Here is a 20,894-nt window from a genome sequence, read left to right as displayed (position 1 = left end):
AGATGCCTAACATGGATTTAAACGCTTCTGTGCCCCGTCTGCATCGCGAGCAGGTCGCCGGCATGAACATTCACTACATCATGTGGTCGCTCGATTACTTCCTTGATGTCCAGCAGCGCCTTGGCTTCAAAACCATCGAGCTGTGGGCGGCAGAGCCGCATGTGACGCTGGACCACACGGGGTATTTCGAGGCCGACGAGCTCCGCCACAAGATCGAGTCCCGCGGCCTCTCCGTGAGCTCCCTGTGCCCGGAGAACGTGGTGTATCCGTGGCAGTACGCTGCTAGAAAGCCCCTCCACGCGCAGCGGAGCCTTGCGTACTTCAAGCACGGCATCGAGCTCGCCGAGGTGCTCGGCGCCCCGTATATGTCCATCAACTCCGGTTGGGGCGACTGGGACGAGGACCGCGAGGAGGCTTGGAAGCGCTCTGCCGAGCACTTGGCGATTCTTGCGGACTATGCCGGCGAGCACGGCGTGACTCTCTGCATGGAGAGTTTGCGGCCGGAAGAGAGCAACTTGGTGGTTACGCTCGCAGACGCTAGGCGCATGCTCGACCAGGTAGCCAGCCCGCACCTTACCCCAATGGTGGACACTACCGCTATGGGAGTCGCCGGCGAGAGCCTTGAAGAGTGGTTTGCCGAGTTTGGCGACGGTGCCATAAAGAACATGCACTTCATTGATGGCGACCCATACGGCCATCTGGTTTGGGGCGATGGAAAGCACAGCATGGACGATTTCGTACGCGTCCTCAACGCGCATGGGTTCGAGGGCTATCTTGGCCAGGAGATCACCGATGGAAAGTATTTCGATGATCCTGCCGCCGCGGACCGGCGCAACATGGACGCCTTCGAGAAGTATTTTGTCGATTAGCGCGTAGCTCCCCATTCGCGCGGGGCGATCAACACGCGCGACGTGAAGACTTGTAGTAAACGCTGGCGGACTCGTCCGCCGTATCGAAAGGAAGAACAACAATGAACGCACATGATCTCATCGCCGACGCAATCGCTAAAAAGGGCCGTTTCGATAGCGTCTTTTGGGTCGCCTGCGGCGGTTCCCTCATCGACCTGCTGCCTGCTCACGAGCTGCTGAAGCGCGAGGCGACCACGTTTACCAGCGAGGCGTATACCGCCCGCGAGTTCGATATCATGCGCCCCAAGCGCTTGGGCGAAAAGTCCCTTGTTATCGCTTGCAGCCATTCCGGCAACACGCGCGAGGTAATCGACGCGTGCACGATTGCCAAGGCGGCGGGCGCAACCGTTATCGCCCAGACCGACAACGCCGGCTCCGGCATCGATAACGGCGAGTGGACCTGCTGGGTGTATCCGTGGGGCGAGGGAGTTCCGCAGGCGGAGGTGCCCGCCGGCATCTCCCTGGCTCTTGCTGCCGAGGTCTTGGACCAGCAGGAGGGCTATGCCGACCTTGCGGACATGTACGAAGGCATCGCCAAGATGGATCAGATCCTGCCCGCAGCTCGCCAGAAGGTCAACGCCGAGCTTTGCGACCGCTTCGCCGCCCTGTGCCAGGACCACAAGTTCCTGTATATCTTGGGATCCGGTCCCGTGTTTAGCCAGACCTATGGCTTCGCTATCTGCTCGCTTATGGAGATGCAGTGGCAGAGCTGCGCCTATATCCACTCCGGTGAGTACTTCCACGGCCCCTTCGAGGTGACCGAGCCCGGAGTCTTCTACTTCCTGCAGATGTCCTCCAGCGAGTGCCGGGCTATGGACGAGCGCGCCCTCGCGTTCCTCGAGACCCATACCGACACCCTCATGGTGCTCGATGCCATGGAGTACGGCATGGACCAGATTCCGGCGAGCGTCCGCGCGTTCCTCGATCCAATCCTGTTCTACGCGATGAACTGCGAGCTGCGCTCCGCTCGCGGCAAGGTGTTCGACCATCATCCTGACGTCCGTCGCTACATGGGCATCGAGAAGTACTAACGGCTTTTAAAGCGGGGTGCCGGGCACGTTGAGCCGCGCGAATCCCTCGCACCCCTGCTGCTCGCCGTAACCGCGGCGATATACCCGAATGGAGTTAACCATGGCAGCCTATCCTATAAGCGTGCTCGGCTTTGGAGACAATGTCGTCGATAAGTACGAGCACATCAAGACCATGTACCCCGGCGGCAATGCGGTGAACTTCGCCGTCTTCGCCAAGAAGCTCGGCGTCGACCGCAGCGCTTACATGGGAATCTTCGGATCCGATCAGGAAGCAGAGCACGTTATCGCGTCGCTTGAGGACGAGGGCATCGAGCTTCTTCGCTGCCAGCAGGCCCTGGGCGTCAACGGCGCTGCTCGCGTGACCGTTGACGAAACCGGGGACCGCATCTTCCTCGGTTCCAATGAAGGCGGTATACGTGGCGACATGCGCTATGTGATAGACCGCTTCGCCGCCGAATACGTCAGCGGCTTCGACCTGGTGCACAGCGGCAACTACTGCTTCACCGAGCGCGAGCTTCCCAAGATCAAGGCTGCCGGCGTGCCGATCAGCTTCGACTTCTCCGATGACTCCACCGACGAGTACTTCGAGCAGATTGCGCCATTTGTGACGTACGCCTTTATGTCCATGGGCGACGCTTCCCTGGAGGATATCAAGACGAAGCTCGAGTGGGTGAAGGCGCTTGGCCCCCAAATCGTATGCGCGTCGCGCGGGAGCAAGGGCTCCGTCGCCTATGATGGCGAAAACTTCTACGAGCAGGGCATCAAGCCCGTGGCGCCCGAGGACCTCAAGGACGCTATGGCGGCCGGCGATTCGCTGCTGACGGCGTTTTTGGTCACCTATCTTTCCAAGAAGAAGGCCGGCGAGTGCGGCGAGGCCGCGATTCGCGAGAGCTTGGACTTCGCTGCCGGTTTTGCGGCGGAGACCTGCAAGATCGAGGGCAGCTGGGGCCACCCGCTGGTCTACGAGAACTAGGCTGTTTGTCGTGGCGGGGTGTCTTGGAGGCGCCCCGCCTTGCGTTAGGAGTCAAAATGACCGTTCGTGCCTGCGCAGTAGGGTTTTGCTGCGCCGATGTCTACCAGAACCTGGATGTCTTCTATCCCACGGGCAACGGAGTCGATTGGGGCGTGCACCTCTCGAGGATGGGCGTACCCGTCTCGGTCGTTTCCGTGGTGGGCGAGGATCGCTACGGCGAGAAGATGCGCGAGGCGCTCGCCGCAGAAGGGATAGATATCTCCCACCTGCGAGTCGAGCAGGGCGATACCAGCGTGATGCTCATGGCGCTCAAAAACGGAACCGACCGCGTGCATCTGGAGGCGATCGACGGGGTGATGGAGAATTACTTCCTTACAGATGAGGACGAGGCTTTCGTGCTCGAGCACGACATCATCCATACCGATTTGTTCGGTAATTGCCTCGATCGCCTTCCAGAATGGCATGCCGCGGGCAAAACGGTGGTAATGGACTTTTCCGTGTTCAGCCAAGATCCCGAGTATCGCTGCGAAGAACTGTTTCCGTTTGTTGACTACGCCTTTATGTCGTTTGAGGAGGATACGCCGGAGCTTTGCGCGTGGCTGGAAAAAGTCCAGGGCTACGGACCGCGTGTAGCCGTCGCGACCCTTGGCGAACGAGGAAGCGTCGCGTTCGATGGCGAGCGGTTCCATGAGTGCGGCATTGTCGAAGCTGCAGAAGTTGTCAACACGGTCGGGGCGGGGGATTCCTATATCGCCGGGTTCACCCACGGACTGATACTCGGTGGCGGCGTTGATGAGTGCATGAGCGAGGGCGCGGAGCTCTCATCGCGCGTCATCGGTCGCTTCGAGCCCTACTAGGAGGCGTTTGCGATGTTAATCGACATGCATGTCCACCCCATGCTGTACAAGGAGATCTATACGCCGGGCGATGCGCCGGATGGGTTCTCGTTTTGGGAGCGAGAATTTGGCATGGGGCACATGGGCCCTATGGAATGGGATGAGATCGAGGTCGAGCTCGACGTCTGCAGCGTGGACAAGAGCGTGCTCATGCCCTTGGATGTCACCAGCGCCCTGGGAGGCCATTTTGGGACGAATGAGCAGATCTCTTCGCTGGTCGCCGCGCATCCCGACAGGCTCTGGGGATTTGCGAGCGTGGATCCCGCGCTTGACGACGCGCCGGAATCCCTGGAACGCGCCTTTAAGGATTTGGGGGCAAAGGGTTTATTCCTGCATCCCGCGAAACAGGGATTTGACCCCAACGACCCTCGTGCCCAGCGGCTCTATCGTATCTGCGAAGATTACAACATGCCCGTCATGTTCGATGCCGGATTGTCGTGGGAGCCTTCCGCTCCGCTTTCCGCCTGTCATCCGCTTGCTTTCGAACGCGTGATCATGACGCATCCCCATGTGAGGTTTTGCCTCGCCCATTTCGCATGGCCATGGGTTCGCGAAATGGTGGCCATGATGCTCAAATATCCCAACTGCTACACCGAGACCTCGATCACGTATCTGGATTCACCCGAAGAGATGATGATGCGCCTGTTCACTCAGGACATGGGTCCGCTGTGGTACGAGAGGAGCCTGTCGCACCAGGTGATGTTCGCGAGCAACACGCCCCGGTTCCGTGCGTTCAAATTGAAGCGCGCCCTTGATGCCGTGCCCATGCGCGAGGACGCGCGCGAGAGACTATATGGCGGCACGGCGCTTCGATTCCTGGAAGGCGGAGACTTGTGATGGTTACGCTTGAGACCCTATCGTATCTGAGCGATAAGCCCGAACAGTTTATAGATATCACCAGCGATGTGCATGCCGCGATCGAGCGAAGTGGCGTCACCAACGGCTTGGCGGCGATCATCTTGTCGCACACCACCTGCGGAATCGTGGTGAATGAGGGCCTTCCCTGCGTCGAGACCGACCTTGCGGAAACCCTCGATCGCATCGCGCCCCTGGACATGCCCTACGCCCACGCCCACTTCCTTCCCAGCTACGGGGCGACGGGCAATAATTCCTGTGGTCATATCAAGAGCATGATCACCGGCAACAGCTGCTTATTTCCCGTCCAAGACGGAAGGGTGGTCTGCGGCGGCGCGCAGAATATCTACCTTGTCGAGTTCGATGGGCCTCAGCGTAGGAAGATCTACGTTGAGGTCTTGGGAGAGTAGACGGATTCGGGACCGGCGGCATTTAAAATCCCGCCGGTCCCGTTGTGCATGGAACGACGTTTAGATGGGAGTTGCCATGTCATTTTTGACCGAGTTGTTTGGTACCGAGAAGCCCATTATCGGGTTGCTGCACCTCAAACCGTTGCCCGGAGACCCCTTGTACTATCCAGGTGGAACCATTGCTTCGGTTGCGGAGGCCGCCAAGCGCGATCTCGATGCGCTGCAAGAAGGCGGGGTCGACGGCATCTTGATCACCAACGAGTTCAGCATGCCGTATCAAAAGCGCGTGTCGGCCGTGACGCTTGCCGCGATGGGGCGCGTTATCGGCTCGCTGTCCGATCATATTTCGCTGCCCTGGGGCGCGGAGGCGATTTACGACGGGGACGCAACAATCGAGTTGTGCGCGGCAGTTGACGCGCAGTTTACGCGCTGCATGTTCACCGGTGCATGGGCGGGCGACCTCGGCGTCATCGATCGCGATTTCGCCCATACCATGCGGCTCAAAAGCGCCTTGCGCCTAGATGACCTCAAGCTCTTCCATTTTGTCACCAGCGAGGGAGAGGTGTATCTCAACGACCGCACCACGGCCCAGATCGCCGATTCCATCATGTTTAACTGCATGCCTGATGCCCTAGTTGTGGGAGGGGAGGCGCCCGGACGCGGCCCCTCCTCGGAGCTGGTCGGTTCCGTACGCGATGCCGCTTCCGAGGTTCCCGTGGTGTGCGGCACCGGTTGCAGGGCCGAGACGGTGGCAGATGTACTCTCGCACTGCGACGGCGCCTTTGTGGGAACGTGTCTCAAACGCGATGGTGTATTCTCCGCACCTATCGATGCCGACCGCGTCGCCTCCTTTATGGCGGCTGCGCGTGCGGCTCGCGGCGAATAGGGGGCCGGGCGATGACGTATTATTTGGGCATCGATATCGGTACGGGCGAATCGAAGGGTGTGCTCATAGATTCCGACTGCAACGTGGTGTGCTCCGTCGCGTGCTCGCACGAGACCCGCAATCCCCGTCCCGGTTGGTTCGAACATGATGCTGAGCAGGTCTGGTGGGGGGATTTCTGCAAGCTCTCCCATGAGATCATCGCACGTATGGGTATCGAGCCCTCATCTATCGGCTGCGTGGGATTCTCGGCGCTGGGGTGCGATTGCGTATCGGTGGATGGCGAGGGCCGCGCGCTCGCGCCGGCAATTCTCTATGGAGTCGATGCGCGGAGCCAGCCCCAGATCGAAAAGATTCTTTCGGCGTATGGCGAAGAGCGGGCGAGGGAGATGATGGGACACGATCCCTGCTCGTCCGACATAGCCCCTAAAGTGATGTGGTTCTATGACAACATGCCCGAGATTGCCACCGCCGCCGCTAAGTTTCTGACGGCATCGTCCTATCTCTGCGCGAAGCTGACCGGACGATTCTGCATCGATCGATATCTTGCGGAGGACTTCCTGCCCTTGTATAACCGGGAGACCTGGGAAGTGGATGATGAGGGCTGTAAGGGGTTTTGCCGTCCCGATCAGATGGCGGAGGTCATGAGCGCCACGGATATCGCGGGCGCGGTGACGCCACAGGCCGCCGCCGAGACAGGGCTCGCCGCCGGGACGCCGGTGCTGGTCGGAACCGGGGATTCCGGCGCCGAGGCGATCTCAACGGGTGTGGCGGTGCCCGGAGACCTGATGGTTCAGATGGGAAGCAGCTGTTATTTCATCTATATCAGCGATCGCATGGTGGAAGATGCCAGGCTGTGGCCCGGGACCTTTATCATTCCCGGTACGTATGGAATCTGCGCGGGAACGAATACCGCGGGCACGCTGACCAAGTGGATTAGGGACGAGTTCTACCGAGATGCGCTGGCCGATGAGCTTTCTGGGGGACCGAACGCATTCGAGGTCATGGCGCGCGAGGCGTCCGAGGTTCCGCCTGGAGCGGATGGTCTGATCTGCCTGCCCTACTTTGCGGGTGAGCGCACCCCCTTGAACGATCCCTTGGCGCGCGGCGTATTGTTTGGACTCACGGTCGGGCATACTCGCGGGCATGTGGCACGCGCGGCGTTGGAGGGTATCGCTTTCACCGTGGCGGCGCATGTGGATATCTTGGAACGGGAGCACGGCCTTGCCATCAAACGTCTTATGGCGGTGGGCGGCGGTACCAAGAATCCCGTATGGCTGCAAGCGATCGCGGACGCATGCGGTAAAGAGGTTCGTACCGCGCGCGTGACGATGGGTGCATGTTTTGGGGACGCGCTGATGGCGGCGCTGGCTGACGGCGCGTGCGCGGACTGGGACGAGCTTGTCGAGCGTGTCGGTGCGGGCGGGGTGGTGGCACCCGATCCGGCTGTCCATGCGCTTTATCGGGAGCGCCGAAAGGTGTTCGATATGCTGTACCAAAGGAACAGCGACCTTATGCACGAGCTTGGAGCGAGCGTCGGATGATGGCGGAGAGCGCAAACGGGGCGTCGCGGCACGGTGAGCGGGGGTCCCGAGAGATGGAAGAGGGCGCGATGAGCGTGAGAACGGTATTGTGTTTTGGTGACAGCAACACCTATGGATACGATCCCGAGGGCGTTGCGAGCGGGACGAGGTTTCGTTATCCGTTCGATGTGCGATGGCCGGGCGTGCTGCAGGGGTTGCTGGGACCGGAGTGGCTGATTGTCGAAGAGGGCCTATGCGGCCGGACCACGGTTCATCGCGACCCGTTCGAGGGCGGTTTGTGCGGTTTGGACGATATATCGGTTGCGCTTGCCAGCGCGCAGCCCATCGATTGCGTGGTTTTGATGCTGGGGACTAACGACATGAAGACCTGCTTCAATCTATCCGCAAACGATATCGCTCGCGGCATCGAGTCGCTTGTGCTCGCTGTCAAACGTTTCCCTTGGGCGGTGGGGTGCCCCTCGCCCAAGGTCTTGATCGTCTCCCCGCCGCATGTTGGCAAAGGTGTGGATAAGGTGGTCCTTTCGTCGTTTGGCGATCATTCGGTTCGGGTCTCGCATGAGGTGGCGCGGTCCTATCGCGTGATTGCGGAAGAGCAGACGTGCGCGTTCCTGGATGCCGCCGGCGTCTGCGATCCAAGCCCCGTCGACCATATCCACTTGACTCCCGAGGGCCATGAGGCGCTTGCCCATGCTGTCAAGGGCACTCTGGAAGAGCTATTTCGTCCATAGATGGATGCCGCGCTTGGGGCGGGCGCGCTCGACCGTTTCGATATGCGGGGTCTGATTATTTTTAAGTAATGGAGACTTTGCTGATGCCGCCCCGGCCCTCGTCTGTAAACTCTTCCGCTGGGCGAGTTTTACGTGCCATGCACCGATGAACTAAAGTAACAGCTTGAAATTGGTGCTATATTCGGCTTGAGTTGTTTAATGCTAGTACGGGAGGCTGATATGGGGCTGTTCAAGAAGAAAAACCCGCAGGACGCCTTTGATCCCGATGTGTTTACCATCACGGATACTATTTTGGACCCGCCGCGGTTTACGTTTTTGCCGGCCATCTACCAGGATGCCGCGCGTCGCAAGTGGGCCGTGCATCAGCGCGGTGCGCAGCCGAAGATCTTTGACTATGCGGACGTTTTGCAGTGCGAAGTGGCCGAGGCGGGCGATCCGGAGGCCGAGGAAGTGGTCTCAAAACAGGAATTTGCCCAGCGTATCCTGGCAAATCCTGCCAAGGCGGCGAAAATAAACGCTGCCAAGCGTAATATGTGTCTTGGTATGGGCGTTGTTGTGGCGGTTCAGACGGGAAAAGACGAGGTTTCCAAATTAGAGATTCCCGTTATGACCGACGAAGTCAAACGCGATTCAAGTCTATATAAGTCGTATCGGAATGTTGCCGAGAAGATCAAGGCCGAATTTGATGCCATGGGAGGGCTGGTCTAATTTTGGCGGCATACGTTTCTGAATGAGGAGTCTGTGCAATGGCAGGCGAATCTTATGCAATTCCCCCCAAAGATCGTGCTGTTGAGGGAATTCTTTGGTATATCCAGCACCACCAGCTTGCCGGCGGCGATCGCCTGCCGGCCGAGCGCGTGCTGTGCGAAGAGATCGGCGTTTCGCGTACAGCGTTGCGCGCCGGTATCACGCGGCTCATCTCTTGTGGAACGCTCGAGAGCCGTCGCGGATCGGGTACGTATGTGTGTCCTCCCAAGCCGCTGAACATCTTCCAGGAAACGTATAACTTCTCCGATGCTGTGCGGACTGCCGGCCTGCACCCCTCTTCTCGTCTGGTTTCCACCGGGACCATCGAGGCGGATGAGGCGCTTGCCGACAAGCTTGGGGTGTCTGTAGGCGCTCCTTTGCTCCGCATGCAGCGCGTTCGACTTATTGAGGGCGAGCCGGCGTCAATCGAGACGGCTCACGTTAACCTGTCCCTGTGCCCATCGCTTACCGAGCACGATTTTGAGTGCGAGAGCCTTTACGATGTCTTGCTCAAAGAAGGTGGCGTGCGTGTTGAGCATGGACGTGAGCATATCTCCATCTCGCGTTTGAACGTCGAGGAGGCCGAGCTGCTCCAGCAAGAAGAGGGAACGCCGGTGTTCTATGAGAGCTCGATCGAATTTGATAAGGACATGCGTTTTGTGGAGCATTGCAAATCGGTGATTTTGCCCACAAAGTTCCGCTTTGCCGATAACGGCGAAAAGAACGGAATGAGAAGCGTGGCAGGTGAACAATGGCTGAAACAGTAGATGCCACCCCGGTTTATATGCGCATTCGACGCCGCATCGAGGAACGTATCGAGCGCGGTATATATCCCACGGGTTCCATGATTCCGTCCGAAAAAGACCTCGCCGAGGAATTTGGTACGACACGCTTGACCATCCGAAGCGCTGTCGATGAGCTGGTTCGGCGCGGGCAGATTCGACGCGTCCGCGGAAAGGGCGCGTTTGTGGCGCAGAAAGTACCCGTTGCCTACGAGCGAACAGGAGGCTTTCGCGAGTCGGTTCGTGCTTCGGGCGGCGAGCCGTCCGTCCGTATCCTCGCGCGTTCCAAGCGTTATGCGGGCCCATATTATGCCAACCTGTTTGGCATTGCCGAGGACGATTTGTTGTATTCGATTCGGCGTTTGAACTGCGTCAACGGCGATCCCGTATCGATTGAGATGGCGTTCATCCCGTGCCGGCTGTTTCCCACAATCGAAGATATTGACGTGTCGGTCTTCAGCTTGTACGAGACCTATGAGATGCTAGGCCGAAAGCCGGTCATGGCTCAGGAGAAGCTCGATATCGAGGCGGTGGGCGCACGCGACGCGGGCTTGCTTGGCTTGGAACAAGGGGATCTTGTTTTGCTTTTGGAATGCGTGAGCTATGACGCGAGCGGTCAGGCTATCGAGTATGTAAAGTCCTTCAATCGTGGCGATGCGGGCGGCTACACCTATACGTACTAGCTGGGGCTTTGCATCGCGCGCGGTAACAGCCGGTCTGTTTGGGCAATTTGACCGACTGTATATACAACCTTACATGGCTCAAAATCGACCGTTCGCCGAAGGGGATAAATTAATCGACAAAGAGGTATCAAAAAGCCGTAACCTGTAACTGTGATTGGTATCAAATACTAATGATTTGTTACGAGGTGAGACGATGAAGATGCTCGATTACGTTCAGCTTGCCCATGTGCGTATGGGAGAGAACCTCGAGCGTTCGTCTGAGCTGGTAGCGCAGCTCGTTGATATTTTCCAGTCCGGTTCTTTTGACGCGCTGCGCATCGTTGCTTCGGGTTCGTCGCGCCATGCTGCGGATTGCGCCCGCGATTACCTGCAAGATGCGCTGCAGATGCAGGTGTCCGTTGTGACGCCCGAGGCCTTCGTCGATTTTGAACACACCTATCCACAGCATGCGCTCAACATCGCCGTCTCGCAGAGCGGCTATTCAACCAATACGATTGCGGCGCTCGATTACATGTGCGCACACGATATGGCTGCAGTTGCGCTCACGGCAAACGTCGAGGCACCCATCAAGGAGCACGCTGACATCGTTCTTGACTACGGTGTGGGCGTCGAGTCGGTGGACTTTGTGACTCTGGGCGTTGAGGTTCTCGTTGAGTACCTGGTGCTCTTTGGTATTTACGGCGGTCAGGCGCGCGGAACGATTGACGCCAGGGGCGTTGCCCAGCGTCTTGACGACCTGCGCGAGGCTATCCATGCCAATGCCGTGATGTGCAAGACCGCCGAGGCATATGTCCAAGACCACATGCTCGATCTTTCTGAGCACACGCCCGCCATGGTCGTCGGCAACGGACCCAACTACGGTGTTGCCGAGGAGGCGGCGCTCAAGCTGAGCGAGACCATCAAGATTCCTGCCATGCACCACGAAGGCGAGGAGTTCGTCCACGGTCCCGAGATGCAGATTGTTCCGGGCTATCTGGTGTTTATCGTCGACGATCCGCAGGGGTCGGAGCGTCTTGCGAATATCGCCGATGCGCTATCGAACGTTACGGCAAAAACGGTGCTGCTCACGGCCCATCCCAAGGGTAAGGCTCACGAGGTTGTGGTGCCTCAGGTGGCTCCGCTGCTCAGCGCAATTCCCAATCTTGTGTTCTTCCAGACGATTGCGGCCATGATCGCCGAGCGTCTGAAGTCATGGGACGTGCACCCGTATCTCGATGCCGTCTCCAAGCAAATGGAGGTCAAGGCAGAGGGCTACGAAGAGTCAGTCAATGCGCTTAAGGCCAAAGCGGCTGAGTGTTACGGAATGTAAGCGGGTTTTGATGCCCGTTGGCATGGGGGATGTGAAGACAACCCCAGAAAGGAGAGACAAATGAAGGAAACCGAGAAGATCGAGATCATGCATTTCGACCAGGAGGGCTACCTCGAGGACGGCAAGGCGCTCTACGAGACCGGCAAGAAGATGACCGCGCTCGCCGACAAGGTCGCCGACGAGGGCTACGACGCCGTGTTCCTGATGGGCGTCGGCGGCACCTGGGACGAGCTCATGCAGCTCGAGTACCTCATGAACAAGTTCGGCGACCGCGACCTCGAGGTCTACCTGATCCACGCCGCCGAGTGGAACGTCTCCGGCCACAAGCGCATGACCGAGAAGTCCGTCGTGCTCACCGCCTCCGAGTCCGGCACCACCCCCGAGGTCCTCGAGGCCGTCAAGAAGATGAAGGACATGGGCGTGCGCGTCTACGCCATGACCAAGCCCGAGGGCCCCATCGGCCAGGCCGTCGGCGCCGAGAACTGCGTCGCCATGGCTTCCGACCATGGTTCGGGCGGCTGCGAGAAGGGCTACTACCTCGCCGACTGCTTCGGCCTGCGCCTGCTCAACCGCCGCGGCTGCTTCCCCAAGTTCGACCTGTTCATCGAGCAGACCAAGGACATCTGGAAGGACATGCTCGACATCCGCAAGCGCTTCGAGCCGCGCGCCGAGGAGCTCGCCAAGAAGTACGCCCTGGCCCCCTACACCATGTTCATCGGCTCCGGCGCCCTGTGGGGCGAGACCATCCTCTTCTCGATGTGCATCCTCGAGGAGATGCAGTGGAAGCGCACCCGCTACATCACCTCGGCCGACTTCTTCCACGGCACCCTCGAGCTCGTGGAGCCCGGCGTCCCGGTCTTCCTGTTCATGGGCGAGGACGAGAACCGCAAGCTCGACGAGCGCGTCCGCGCCTTCCTGACCCGCGGCGTGACCGGCGACACCGACGTCAACGTCATCGACACCGCCGAGTTCGCGATCCCCGGCCTTGACGACGAGTTCCGCGTCATCGTGTCCCCGTGGATTCTGACGGTGCTCGTTACCGACCGCCTGGCTCGCTACTACGAGACGGTCACCAAGCACAACCTCAAGTATCGTCGCTACTATCACCAGTTCGACTACTAAAGAAAACGGGTGCGGGAACGCGCCGGGCTATTGAGAGGAACACAGAATGAGACAGTACATCATCGCCAGCCATGCGCACTTCGCTACCGGCATCAAGGAGAGCATCGAGCTACTCTCGGGCGCTCGCGACAACGTCCACGATCTTTCGATGTTCGTCGATGACCGCATGGACGTGGCCGAGGAGGCCCAAAAACTGCTGGCAGGCATGGCTGCCGACGATGATGTCGTCGTGTGCACCGACCTCTTTGGCGGCAGCGTCAACAACGAGTTCACCAAGATCGTCCAGACGCGCCCCCGCACGTACCTCGTTACCAACATGAACCTTCCTCTGCTCATTCAGCTGCTGTTCTCTGACGAGTCGGTGCCGGTTGAAGAGACGATTCGCACCATCGTCGCTGCGGACGATACGCGCGTGAAGTTTGTCAACGATCTTTTGGTCGATGACGACGAGGAAGAAGAGTTCTAATCCGCAGCACCTACTGACACGCCGTAAGACGGCACAAGACCTTTGGGGGGTCACATTATGATTCAGCTACTTCGCGTCGACCATCGCCTGCTTCATGGCCAGGTCGCAGTTTCCTGGGTTCAGGGCCTCGGCTCCAACTGCATCTTCTGCGTGGGCGATAAGGTCGCTAACGACCCGGTGTGGAAGACGACGCTCAAGATGGGCAAGCCTGCCGGCTGCAAGCTCGTCATCAAGGATATGGCGAATGCCATCGAGGCCATTAACTCGGGTGTGACTGACAAATACAAGATGATTATCTGCGTCGCCACCATCGCTGAGGCAAAGCAGCTTGTTGAGGGCTGCCCGCAGATCAAGTCGGTCAACCTGGGCAACACCAAGCCCAAGGACGAGAAGCGCCCCGATGCTCGTCAGGTCTCTCGTCAGATCTTCCTGACTGCGGCCGAGGAAGCCGATGTGCGCGAGATGCTGAGCCGCGGCGTCGAGGTCGAGATTCGTCCTCTGGCCGACGACCCCAAGGTCGACTGCGCAAGCGTGCTCTAGGCGTTTAATTTCGAAGAGCCTGCGGGTTCTTCGTAGTGTCCTATTAGGAAAGGGGGATGTATGCTTACCCAAGCAATCCTCATCGGACTTATCGCCGCGTTTGGTAAGTTCGACTACCAGCTCGGTACGCTCTATGCGTTCCGCCCCATCGTCCTGTGCCCGCTCGTGGGCCTGGTGCTGGGGGACCTGCAGTCCGGCCTCGCGATCGGTGCGAGCCTGGAGCTGCTGTTCATGGGCTCAATCTCCATCGGTGCCTACGTGCCGCCCGATGAGACGATCGGCGGCGTGCTCGCCTGTGCCTTCGCTATCCAGCTGGGCCAGAGCACCGAGGCAGCCATCGCGCTCGCTATGCCCATCGCCACGCTGTGCCTTGCCATCAAGAACATCCTCAACGCCGCCCTGCCGATTTTGGTTGACCGCGCCGATGTTTTCTCTGCCCGGGGCAACCTTAAGGGCGTCTATGCGATGCACTTCCTGATCGGTTCCACCGGTATCATCATGGCGTTCCTGTTGTGCTCGCTGTCGTTCTATCTGGGTGCTGACGCTATCCAGGGCGTGCTCGACTTTATCCCCGACTTTGTCCTTGCTGGCTTTGGCGTTGCCGCCAACATCCTGCCTGCCATGGGCTTCGCCATGCTCGGCCGCCTGGTGCTCACCAAGCAGCTCGTGCCCTTCTACTTCCTGGGCTTTCTGCTGTGCTCCTACGCCAACGTGCCCGTCCTGGGCGTCGCCCTGATCGCCATCATCATCGGCATCGACAAGTTCGACCTGCTCGGCCTGGGCGGAGCCCAGCCCCAGCTCTCCGCGGAAGGGGATGAGGACGATGACTTCTAGTCCCGAGAACAAGATCACGCGCTCCGACCTCATCAAGAGCGCCGTCAACACCGGCGCCCTGGGCATGGAGTTCTCCTGGACCTACTACAAGCAGATGAACATCGCCTTCTGCCTGATGGTCGCCAACATGCTCAAGAAGATCTACGCCGGCCGCCCCGACGACTACGCCGAGGCCCTGCACCGCCACTGCGCGTTCTTCAACATCACCGTCCAGTTCGCCCCGTTCGTCGGCGGCATCGCGATGGCCATGGAGGAGAAGGTCGCCCGCGGCGAGATCGAGCCCGAGAGCGTCAACGACGTCAAGGCCGCCCTCATGGGCCCGCTGTCGGGCATCGGCGACTCCATCTTCCTGTCGACGCTGCGCGTGGTCGCCGCCGCGGTGGGCATCAGCCTGTGCCAGGCCGGCAACCCCTTCGGCCCCATCGCCTTCCTGCTCATCTACAACGTCCCCGGCTTCGCGCTGCGCATCTGGGGCGCCGTCAAGGGCTACGAGCTGGGCGTGGGCTTCCTGGACGAGGCCCAGAGGACCGGCCTCATGCAGAAGATCATGACCTGCGTGGGAATCGTGGGCGTCATGGTCGTGGGCGCCATGTGCAAGGACATGTTCTGGGCCAGCATCCCGGTGGCCATCGGCTCGGGCGAGGACGCCCAGACCCTCCAGGACATCCTGGACGGCATCATGCCCGGCATGCTCGGCATGCTCGCCTTCTGGCTGTACTACTGGCTGCTGTCCAAGAAGATCAACCCCATGGTGCTGATCGTGGCCACCATGGCCGTGGGCATCGTCGGCGCGTTCTTCGGCGTGCTGGCGTAGGTTCCTGCGTTCTATTCTGCCCCCAAGGGAAACGGCGACCCATTGCGGTCGCCGTTTTTTATTACCGAAAGCTAGCTGGAGGTGCTTCGTGATTCGATCTGACAATCCACCCGATAATGGCGTGAGCGGGGCGATGTATCTATTTGGCACGGCGCTCTTGTGGAGTTTTATCGGCATCCTCGTTCGCGCCAATTCGCAGTCAGCTCTTTTGATCGGTGCCGTTACGGCAATATTTATGGCGCTCTTTATCCTGCTCGTCGGCAGGCCCGTCTTTCGCGTCAGCCGTCTTATTGTCCTTGTGGCCGTCTGCAACTTCGTGACGGGCACCACGTTTAACTTTGCCAACCAGCTCACGACGGTCGGCAACGCGATCGTTCTGCAGTACACCTCGATGATTTTCGTTATCGTGTATCAATCGCTCGCAACTCGCACGTTGCCCTCGCCTGCGAAGATTGCCTCCGTGGTGGTTGCTTTTACGGGTATGGGACTTTTCTTTTTAGGTGATTTGAGTGCCGAGGGCATGCTCGGAAATCTGCTTGCCGTCATTTCGGGCGCCACCTTTGGGCTGTGTTTCTTTTTAAACTCTCGCCCCGATGCGTCGCCTATGGTGTCCTCGCTCATCTCCTGCGGCATCTCGATACTTCCGATCGTCTATTTTGCCGGCGACCTAGGCTCCGTGAAACCCTTTGAGTGGGGGCTTATGCTGGTGCATGGCCTTTTTTGCAGCGGCCTTGCGAGTGTGCTGTATGCCAAGGGGATTGCGCGCACCAACGCGTTTGCGGCCAACTTGGTTTGCATGAGTGAGGTCGTGCTCGCTCCCTGCTGGTCGGCGCTCCTCTTTGGCGAGGTCTTTCGCTGGAACGAGTTTTTGGGCGCAGCGATTATCGTTTTGGTGATTATGGCCAACTTGGCATCCGATGCCTTTGGCGATGGCTTTCTGGTGACGCTTGTCCTCCATCGAAACAAAGAGCGCGCCTGACGGGATACGTCTGCCGTTTACGGTAAAAAACACTCCGCTGAGCGAGTGGTATTAAATAGTAAGAACCTGCATACCTATAATTGGTATCAAATCATTTGTGCCTGGCATGGGTGTTAGCAGCACACCAGGTACGCTTCGAGCCGTGGAATCGAACTCCCGGAATTGATATCAACAACGCGCGCGACGGGAGTGACGACGGTTCGAGATTCCTTATTGGGAGGAATTATGCTTGTCCAAGCAATACTCGTCGGCTTAGTCGGAGCGTTTGGATGCCTCGACTACCAGCTCGGCACCCTCTACGCGTTCCGCCCCATCGTCCTGTGCCCGCTCGTGGGCCTGGTGCTGGGGGACCTGCAGACTGGCCTTGCCGTTGGCGCCAGCCTGGAGTTGCTGTTCATGGGCTCGATCTCCATCGGCGCCTACGTGCCGCCTAACGAAACCGTCGGCGGCGTGCTCGCCTGCGCGTTTGCCATTCAGCTCGGTCAGGGTACCGAGACGGCCATCGCGCTCGCCATGCCCATCGCCGTCCTTGCACTGACGATCGGCAACATTACCAATGCCTTGTTCCCTGTGTTTGTCGATATGGCAGACAAGTTCGCCCTCAAGGGAAACCTCAAAGGCATCTACGCCGTTCATTGGGGAATTGGAATCTGGGGCTGCGTCGAGTACTTCCTGCTGTGCGGCGGCGCCTTCTATTTGGGTTCCGACGCCATCCAGGGCCTGCTCGACTTCATCCCGCCCTTCATCATCGACGGTTGCGGCGTTGCCGCCAACATCCTGCCTGCCATGGGCTTCGCCATGCTCGGCCGCCTGGTGCTCACCAAGCAGCTCGTGCCCTTCTACTTCCTGGGCTTTCTGCTGTGCTCCTACGCCAACGTGCCCGTCCTGGGCGTCGCCCTGATCGCCATCATCATCGGCATCGACAAGTTCGACCTGCTCGGCCTGGGCGGAGCCCAGCCCCAGCTCTCCGCGGAAGGGGATGAGGACGATGACTTCTAGTCCCGAGAACAAGATCACGCGCTCCGACCTCATCAAGAGCGCCGTCAACACCGGCGCCCTGGGCATGGAGTTCTCCTGGACCTACTACAAGCAGATGAACATCGCCTTCTGCCTGATGGTCGCCAACATGCTCAAGAAGATCTACGCCGGCCGCCCCGACGACTACGCCGAGGCCCTGCACCGCCACTGCGCGTTCTTCAACATCACCGTCCAGTTCGCCCCGTTCGTCGGCGGCATCGCGATGGCCATGGAGGAGAAGGTCGCCCGCGGCGAGATCGAGCCCGAGAGCGTCAACGACGTCAAGGCCGCCCTCATGGGCCCGCTGTCGGGCATCGGCGACTCCATCTTCCTGTCGACGCTGCGCGTGGTCGCCGCCGCGGTGGGCATCAGCCTGTGCCAGGCCGGCAACCCCTTCGGCCCCATCGCCTTCCTGCTCATCTACAACGTCCCCGGCTTCGCGCTGCGCATCTGGGGCGCCGTCAAGGGCTACGAGCTGGGCGTGGGCTTCCTGGACGAGGCCCAGAGGACCGGCCTCATGCAGAAGATCATGACCTGCGTGGGAATCGTGGGCGTCATGGTCGTGGGCGCCATGTGCAAGGACATGTTCTGGGCCAGCATCCCGGTGGCCATCGGCTCGGGCGAGGACGCCCAGACCCTCCAGGACATCCTGGACGGCATCATGCCCGGCATGCTCGGCATGCTCGCCTTCTGGCTGTACTACTGGCTGCTGTCCAAGAAGATCAACCCCATGGTGCTGATCGTGGCCACCATGGCCGTGGGCATCGTCGGCGCGTTCTTCGGCGTGCTGGCGTAAGGGCCCAGCTGCATAGATTTTCGTTGCAACCTGGAAAGGGGATGGAGCAGGCCTATGCCCTCCATCCCTTTTTTATGTAAAAGGAGTTCGTATGTTCGCGAAGGATCGCGAAGCAATGCGCCTGAAGCCGGCGGAGGTCAGGCTGATTCTTATTGAGTCCCTGCAGTGGTGCGCCAACAACGCGGTCTACTTTTTGGGGCTTATCGGTGCGGCCACGTATGATCTGGCTGGCACGGCCTTTTTGGTTGCCGCCATTACGCTCGCGCGCAATCTTATGACGTCGGTGGGCAATATGGTGTCGGGTTCGGTCATCGACCGCTTTGGACCGCGCCGGACGTCGTTTGTGACGTGCGTGATTACGGCAGTGCTATCGCTTGGCGTGGGGTTGGCGCCGTTGTCTGTCCCCGGGCTTGTGTTTGCCGCGTGCGTCTTGGGACTTGCGGGCGGCTTTATCAACACCTGCACGCATGCGTTTCCGGGATACCTGGAGTCGACCACCGAGGGCCGTACCCGCGTGAACGGCCTCATGGTGTTCTACAGCAATATCGCCTATACCGCTGGCCCGCTGCTCGGTGGTGCCATCGTGAGCTGTTTTGCCACGCAATCGGTCTATCTGCTTATGGCGGGCATGATGGGTGTGGCGGCCGTGCTTTCCTTGGGCTGTCACGAGTGTGTTGCTCCCGCAAAAGGGGAGAAGCCGAAGGGCGGTATTCTGGGCGGCATGGCCGAGGGCGCGCGACTTACGTTTCGCGACCACGATCTGCGTCTCATCTTTATCTCGGGCTTTTTGGGTTTCTTTGCGTTTGGCGCGTTCGATTCGCTGGAGTCGTTGTTCTACCGCGATGTGCTCAACGTGGATATCGTCTGGCTGGGCTGGCTGTCCTCGGTCGTGGGCCTCACTTCCTCGGTGGGCGCGTTCATCCTGACCAAGCTTTCTGCTCGCCATGTCAACCTGCGATTGTTGCTCGGCGCGCTCATGGCCGTGGGCATTGGGTCCATGGTGTACGTGGGCACCGATATGCTGGGGGTCGCGATTATCGGTCAAGCGATTAACGGTCTGGCCTGGGGATTCCTGGAACCGCTGCAGATGATCTTGATTCAGGAGCGCGCCGACATCAAATACCTGGGGCGCATTACCGGCTTTGTGCGTTTTGGCCTGATGAGCGCCGGCGTGCTGCCGCTGCTGGCGGCTCCGTTTTTGGCGGAGGCTTTGGGCGTCCAGACGGTACTGTTTGGAGCATCGACCATTATTGCGCTGGTAGGAACGCTGTTCTTTGTCACACAAGGGAGGCGCCAGAGGCGTTAGCTATACATTCAATTCTAATTTAATACCACTCACCAGAGAATTTCGACCGTTCACCGATGATTGGAACAGATTGATAAGTGGTATTAAAAACACGTTAGGTGTATGTCTATAATTGGTATCGAAAATAAACGCGATGTATAGAGTTGCGTGCAGGACAGAAAGGAAAAGCCATGAAGGAAACCGAGAAGATCGAGATCATGCATTTCGACCAGGAGGGCTACCTCGAGGACGGCAAGGCGCTCTACGAGACCGGCAAGAAGATGACCGCGCTCGCCGACAAGGTCGCCGACGAGGGCTACGACGCCGTGTTCCTGATGGGCGTCGGCGGCACCTGGGACGAGCTCATGCAGCTCGAGTACCTCATGAACAAGTTCGGCGACCGCGACCTCGAGGTCTACCTGATCCACGCCGCCGAGTGGAACGTCATGGGCCACAAGCGCATGACCGAGAAGTCCGTCGTGCTCACCGCCTCCGAGTCCGGAACCACCCCCGAGGTCCTCGAGGCCGTCAAGAAGATGAAGGGCATGGGCGTGCGCGTCTACGCCATGACCAAGCCCGAGGGCCCCATCGGCCAGGCTGTGGGTGCCGAGAACTGCGTCAAGATGGCTTCCGATCATGGTAACGGCGGCTGCGAGATGGGCTACTACCTCGCCGACTGCTTCGGCCTGCGCCTGCTCAACCGCCGCGGCTGCTTCCCCAAGTTCGACCTGTTCATCGAGCAGACCAAGGACATCTGGAAGGACATGCTCGACATCCGCAAGCGCTTCGAGCCGCGCGCCGAGGAGCTCGCCAAGAAGTACGCCCTGGCCCCCTACACCATGTTCATCGGCTCCGGCGCCCTGTGGGGCGAGACCATCCTCTTCTCGATGTGCATCCTCGAGGAGATGCAGTGGAAGCGCACCCGCTACATCACCTCGGCCGACTTCTTCCACGGCACCCTCGAGCTCGTGGAGCCCGGCGTCCCGGTCTTCCTGTTCATGGGCGAGGACGAGAACCGCAAGCTCGACGAGCGCGTCCGCGCCTTCCTGACCCGCGGCGTGACCGGCGACACCGACGTCAACGTCATCGACACCGCCGAGTTCGCGATCCCCGGCCTTGACGACGAGTTCCGCGTCATCGTGTCTCCGTGGATCCTCTCCTCGCTGATCACCGATCGCCTTGCCGCTTACTACGAGACGGTCACCAAGCACAACCTCAACTACCGTCGCTACTATCACCAGTTCGACTACTAAGAGCAAATAACGTTTGTGTAATTGGGCCTCGCTCCTATA

The 20,894-nt window shown here is 59.6% G+C and carries 23 protein-coding genes; all 23 read left to right on the top strand.

What is annotated here, in order from left to right:
• The first annotated feature begins 2 nt into the window (after window positions 1-2).
• On the top strand, window positions 3-869 hold the full coding sequence (locus ACTQVX_RS07615; RefSeq protein ID WP_441560751.1) for a sugar phosphate isomerase/epimerase family protein: 867 nt from the start codon (window positions 3-5) through the stop codon (window positions 867-869).
• Between the two features lie 101 nt (window positions 870-970).
• A complete protein-coding gene (locus tag ACTQVX_RS07610; protein ID WP_441540170.1) occupies window positions 971-1,939 on the top strand; it encodes an SIS domain-containing protein in 969 nt (322 codons plus the stop codon).
• Between the two features lie 100 nt (window positions 1,940-2,039).
• Window positions 2,040-2,912 (top strand): PfkB family carbohydrate kinase, encoded by an 873-nt coding sequence (locus tag ACTQVX_RS07605; protein ID WP_441540171.1) that lies wholly within the window; start codon window positions 2,040-2,042, stop codon window positions 2,910-2,912.
• A gap of 56 nt (window positions 2,913-2,968) precedes the next feature.
• On the top strand, window positions 2,969-3,769 hold the full coding sequence (frlD, locus tag ACTQVX_RS07600; RefSeq protein WP_441540172.1) for a fructoselysine 6-kinase: 801 nt from the start codon (window positions 2,969-2,971) through the stop codon (window positions 3,767-3,769).
• A 12-nt stretch (window positions 3,770-3,781) separates the two neighbouring features.
• Entirely contained in the window at window positions 3,782-4,645 is an 864-nt protein-coding gene (locus tag ACTQVX_RS07595) for an amidohydrolase family protein (RefSeq protein ID WP_441540173.1), read from the top strand.
• Window positions 4,645-5,073, top strand: a complete 429-nt coding sequence (locus ACTQVX_RS07590; RefSeq protein ID WP_441540305.1) for a secondary thiamine-phosphate synthase enzyme YjbQ — start codon at window positions 4,645-4,647, stop codon at window positions 5,071-5,073. Before ACTQVX_RS07595 ends, ACTQVX_RS07590 begins: the two co-directional genes overlap by 1 nt.
• A gap of 76 nt (window positions 5,074-5,149) precedes the next feature.
• Entirely contained in the window at window positions 5,150-5,959 is an 810-nt protein-coding gene (locus ACTQVX_RS07585; RefSeq protein ID WP_441540174.1) for a BtpA/SgcQ family protein, read from the top strand.
• 11 nt (window positions 5,960-5,970) lie between these two features.
• Window positions 5,971-7,500 (top strand): FGGY-family carbohydrate kinase, encoded by a 1,530-nt coding sequence (locus ACTQVX_RS07580; protein WP_441540175.1) that lies wholly within the window; start codon window positions 5,971-5,973, stop codon window positions 7,498-7,500.
• A gap of 53 nt (window positions 7,501-7,553) precedes the next feature.
• Entirely contained in the window at window positions 7,554-8,228 is a 675-nt protein-coding gene (locus ACTQVX_RS07575; RefSeq protein WP_441560749.1) for an SGNH/GDSL hydrolase family protein, read from the top strand.
• 219 nt (window positions 8,229-8,447) lie between these two features.
• Window positions 8,448-8,936 (top strand): hypothetical protein, encoded by a 489-nt coding sequence (locus tag ACTQVX_RS07570; protein ID WP_441560747.1) that lies wholly within the window; start codon window positions 8,448-8,450, stop codon window positions 8,934-8,936.
• A gap of 38 nt (window positions 8,937-8,974) precedes the next feature.
• Window positions 8,975-9,742 (top strand): GntR family transcriptional regulator, encoded by a 768-nt coding sequence (locus ACTQVX_RS07565; protein WP_441055349.1) that lies wholly within the window; start codon window positions 8,975-8,977, stop codon window positions 9,740-9,742.
• Window positions 9,727-10,440, top strand: a complete 714-nt coding sequence (locus ACTQVX_RS07560) for a GntR family transcriptional regulator (RefSeq protein WP_427719867.1) — start codon at window positions 9,727-9,729, stop codon at window positions 10,438-10,440. Before ACTQVX_RS07565 ends, ACTQVX_RS07560 begins: the two co-directional genes overlap by 16 nt.
• Window positions 10,441-10,633: 193 nt before the next feature.
• The gene (locus tag ACTQVX_RS07555) at window positions 10,634-11,749 is read left to right on the top strand and encodes an SIS domain-containing protein (RefSeq protein ID WP_441560745.1); all 1,116 of its coding nucleotides are present in this window, start codon (window positions 10,634-10,636) and stop codon (window positions 11,747-11,749) included.
• Between the two features lie 60 nt (window positions 11,750-11,809).
• Window positions 11,810-12,871 carry an SIS domain-containing protein gene (locus tag ACTQVX_RS07550; RefSeq protein ID WP_441540179.1) on the top strand — a complete coding sequence of 354 codons (1,062 nt, stop codon included), beginning with the start codon at window positions 11,810-11,812 and terminating at the stop codon, window positions 12,869-12,871.
• A 46-nt stretch (window positions 12,872-12,917) separates the two neighbouring features.
• A complete protein-coding gene (locus ACTQVX_RS07545; protein ID WP_427719849.1) occupies window positions 12,918-13,337 on the top strand; it encodes a PTS sugar transporter subunit IIA in 420 nt (139 codons plus the stop codon).
• A gap of 57 nt (window positions 13,338-13,394) precedes the next feature.
• Window positions 13,395-13,877: a PTS sugar transporter subunit IIB gene (locus ACTQVX_RS07540; RefSeq protein ID WP_427719850.1), complete on the top strand. Its 483-nt coding sequence runs from the start codon at window positions 13,395-13,397 to the stop codon at window positions 13,875-13,877.
• A gap of 60 nt (window positions 13,878-13,937) precedes the next feature.
• Window positions 13,938-14,711: a PTS mannose/fructose/sorbose/N-acetylgalactosamine transporter subunit IIC gene (locus ACTQVX_RS07535; RefSeq protein ID WP_427794525.1), complete on the top strand. Its 774-nt coding sequence runs from the start codon at window positions 13,938-13,940 to the stop codon at window positions 14,709-14,711.
• On the top strand, window positions 14,692-15,525 hold the full coding sequence (locus tag ACTQVX_RS07530) for a PTS system mannose/fructose/sorbose family transporter subunit IID (RefSeq protein WP_427719852.1): 834 nt from the start codon (window positions 14,692-14,694) through the stop codon (window positions 15,523-15,525). The genes ACTQVX_RS07535 and ACTQVX_RS07530 overlap by 20 nt, the downstream gene beginning before the upstream one ends.
• A gap of 88 nt (window positions 15,526-15,613) precedes the next feature.
• Window positions 15,614-16,504: a DMT family transporter gene (locus ACTQVX_RS07525; RefSeq protein ID WP_427719853.1), complete on the top strand. Its 891-nt coding sequence runs from the start codon at window positions 15,614-15,616 to the stop codon at window positions 16,502-16,504.
• Between the two features lie 225 nt (window positions 16,505-16,729).
• On the top strand, window positions 16,730-17,503 hold the full coding sequence (locus tag ACTQVX_RS07520) for a PTS mannose/fructose/sorbose/N-acetylgalactosamine transporter subunit IIC (protein WP_035137735.1): 774 nt from the start codon (window positions 16,730-16,732) through the stop codon (window positions 17,501-17,503).
• The gene (locus ACTQVX_RS07515; protein ID WP_427719852.1) at window positions 17,484-18,317 is read left to right on the top strand and encodes a PTS system mannose/fructose/sorbose family transporter subunit IID; all 834 of its coding nucleotides are present in this window, start codon (window positions 17,484-17,486) and stop codon (window positions 18,315-18,317) included. The genes ACTQVX_RS07520 and ACTQVX_RS07515 overlap by 20 nt, the downstream gene beginning before the upstream one ends.
• A gap of 91 nt (window positions 18,318-18,408) precedes the next feature.
• On the top strand, window positions 18,409-19,623 hold the full coding sequence (locus ACTQVX_RS07510; RefSeq protein WP_441540180.1) for an MFS transporter: 1,215 nt from the start codon (window positions 18,409-18,411) through the stop codon (window positions 19,621-19,623).
• 170 nt (window positions 19,624-19,793) lie between these two features.
• Entirely contained in the window at window positions 19,794-20,855 is a 1,062-nt protein-coding gene (locus ACTQVX_RS07505) for an SIS domain-containing protein (protein ID WP_441560743.1), read from the top strand.
• Window positions 20,856-20,894 lie beyond the last annotated feature (39 nt).

Origin of the sequence: Collinsella sp. LCP19S3_A6, assembly GCF_052122015.1 — a bacterium.
Lineage (GTDB): Bacteria > Actinomycetota > Coriobacteriia > Coriobacteriales > Coriobacteriaceae > Collinsella.
This window is presented reverse-complemented; position numbering and strand designations above follow the sequence as displayed.

Coding starts and splice junctions, on each gene's coding strand:
- ACTQVX_RS07615 (WP_441560751.1), top strand. CDS start 3: ATGCCTAACATGGATTTAAACGCTTCTGTGCCCCGTCTGCATCGCGAG.
- ACTQVX_RS07610 (WP_441540170.1), top strand. CDS start 971: ATGAACGCACATGATCTCATCGCCGACGCAATCGCTAAAAAGGGCCGT.
- ACTQVX_RS07605 (WP_441540171.1), top strand. CDS start 2,040: ATGGCAGCCTATCCTATAAGCGTGCTCGGCTTTGGAGACAATGTCGTC.
- frlD (WP_441540172.1), top strand. CDS start 2,969: ATGACCGTTCGTGCCTGCGCAGTAGGGTTTTGCTGCGCCGATGTCTAC.
- ACTQVX_RS07595 (WP_441540173.1), top strand. CDS start 3,782: ATGTTAATCGACATGCATGTCCACCCCATGCTGTACAAGGAGATCTAT.
- ACTQVX_RS07590 (WP_441540305.1), top strand. CDS start 4,645: ATGGTTACGCTTGAGACCCTATCGTATCTGAGCGATAAGCCCGAACAG.
- ACTQVX_RS07585 (WP_441540174.1), top strand. CDS start 5,150: ATGTCATTTTTGACCGAGTTGTTTGGTACCGAGAAGCCCATTATCGGG.
- ACTQVX_RS07580 (WP_441540175.1), top strand. CDS start 5,971: ATGACGTATTATTTGGGCATCGATATCGGTACGGGCGAATCGAAGGGT.
- ACTQVX_RS07575 (WP_441560749.1), top strand. CDS start 7,554: ATGGAAGAGGGCGCGATGAGCGTGAGAACGGTATTGTGTTTTGGTGAC.
- ACTQVX_RS07570 (WP_441560747.1), top strand. CDS start 8,448: ATGGGGCTGTTCAAGAAGAAAAACCCGCAGGACGCCTTTGATCCCGAT.
- ACTQVX_RS07565 (WP_441055349.1), top strand. CDS start 8,975: ATGGCAGGCGAATCTTATGCAATTCCCCCCAAAGATCGTGCTGTTGAG.
- ACTQVX_RS07560 (WP_427719867.1), top strand. CDS start 9,727: ATGGCTGAAACAGTAGATGCCACCCCGGTTTATATGCGCATTCGACGC.
- ACTQVX_RS07555 (WP_441560745.1), top strand. CDS start 10,634: ATGAAGATGCTCGATTACGTTCAGCTTGCCCATGTGCGTATGGGAGAG.
- ACTQVX_RS07550 (WP_441540179.1), top strand. CDS start 11,810: ATGAAGGAAACCGAGAAGATCGAGATCATGCATTTCGACCAGGAGGGC.
- ACTQVX_RS07545 (WP_427719849.1), top strand. CDS start 12,918: ATGAGACAGTACATCATCGCCAGCCATGCGCACTTCGCTACCGGCATC.
- ACTQVX_RS07540 (WP_427719850.1), top strand. CDS start 13,395: ATGATTCAGCTACTTCGCGTCGACCATCGCCTGCTTCATGGCCAGGTC.
- ACTQVX_RS07535 (WP_427794525.1), top strand. CDS start 13,938: ATGCTTACCCAAGCAATCCTCATCGGACTTATCGCCGCGTTTGGTAAG.
- ACTQVX_RS07530 (WP_427719852.1), top strand. CDS start 14,692: ATGAGGACGATGACTTCTAGTCCCGAGAACAAGATCACGCGCTCCGAC.
- ACTQVX_RS07520 (WP_035137735.1), top strand. CDS start 16,730: ATGCTTGTCCAAGCAATACTCGTCGGCTTAGTCGGAGCGTTTGGATGC.
- ACTQVX_RS07515 (WP_427719852.1), top strand. CDS start 17,484: ATGAGGACGATGACTTCTAGTCCCGAGAACAAGATCACGCGCTCCGAC.
- ACTQVX_RS07510 (WP_441540180.1), top strand. CDS start 18,409: ATGTTCGCGAAGGATCGCGAAGCAATGCGCCTGAAGCCGGCGGAGGTC.
- ACTQVX_RS07505 (WP_441560743.1), top strand. CDS start 19,794: ATGAAGGAAACCGAGAAGATCGAGATCATGCATTTCGACCAGGAGGGC.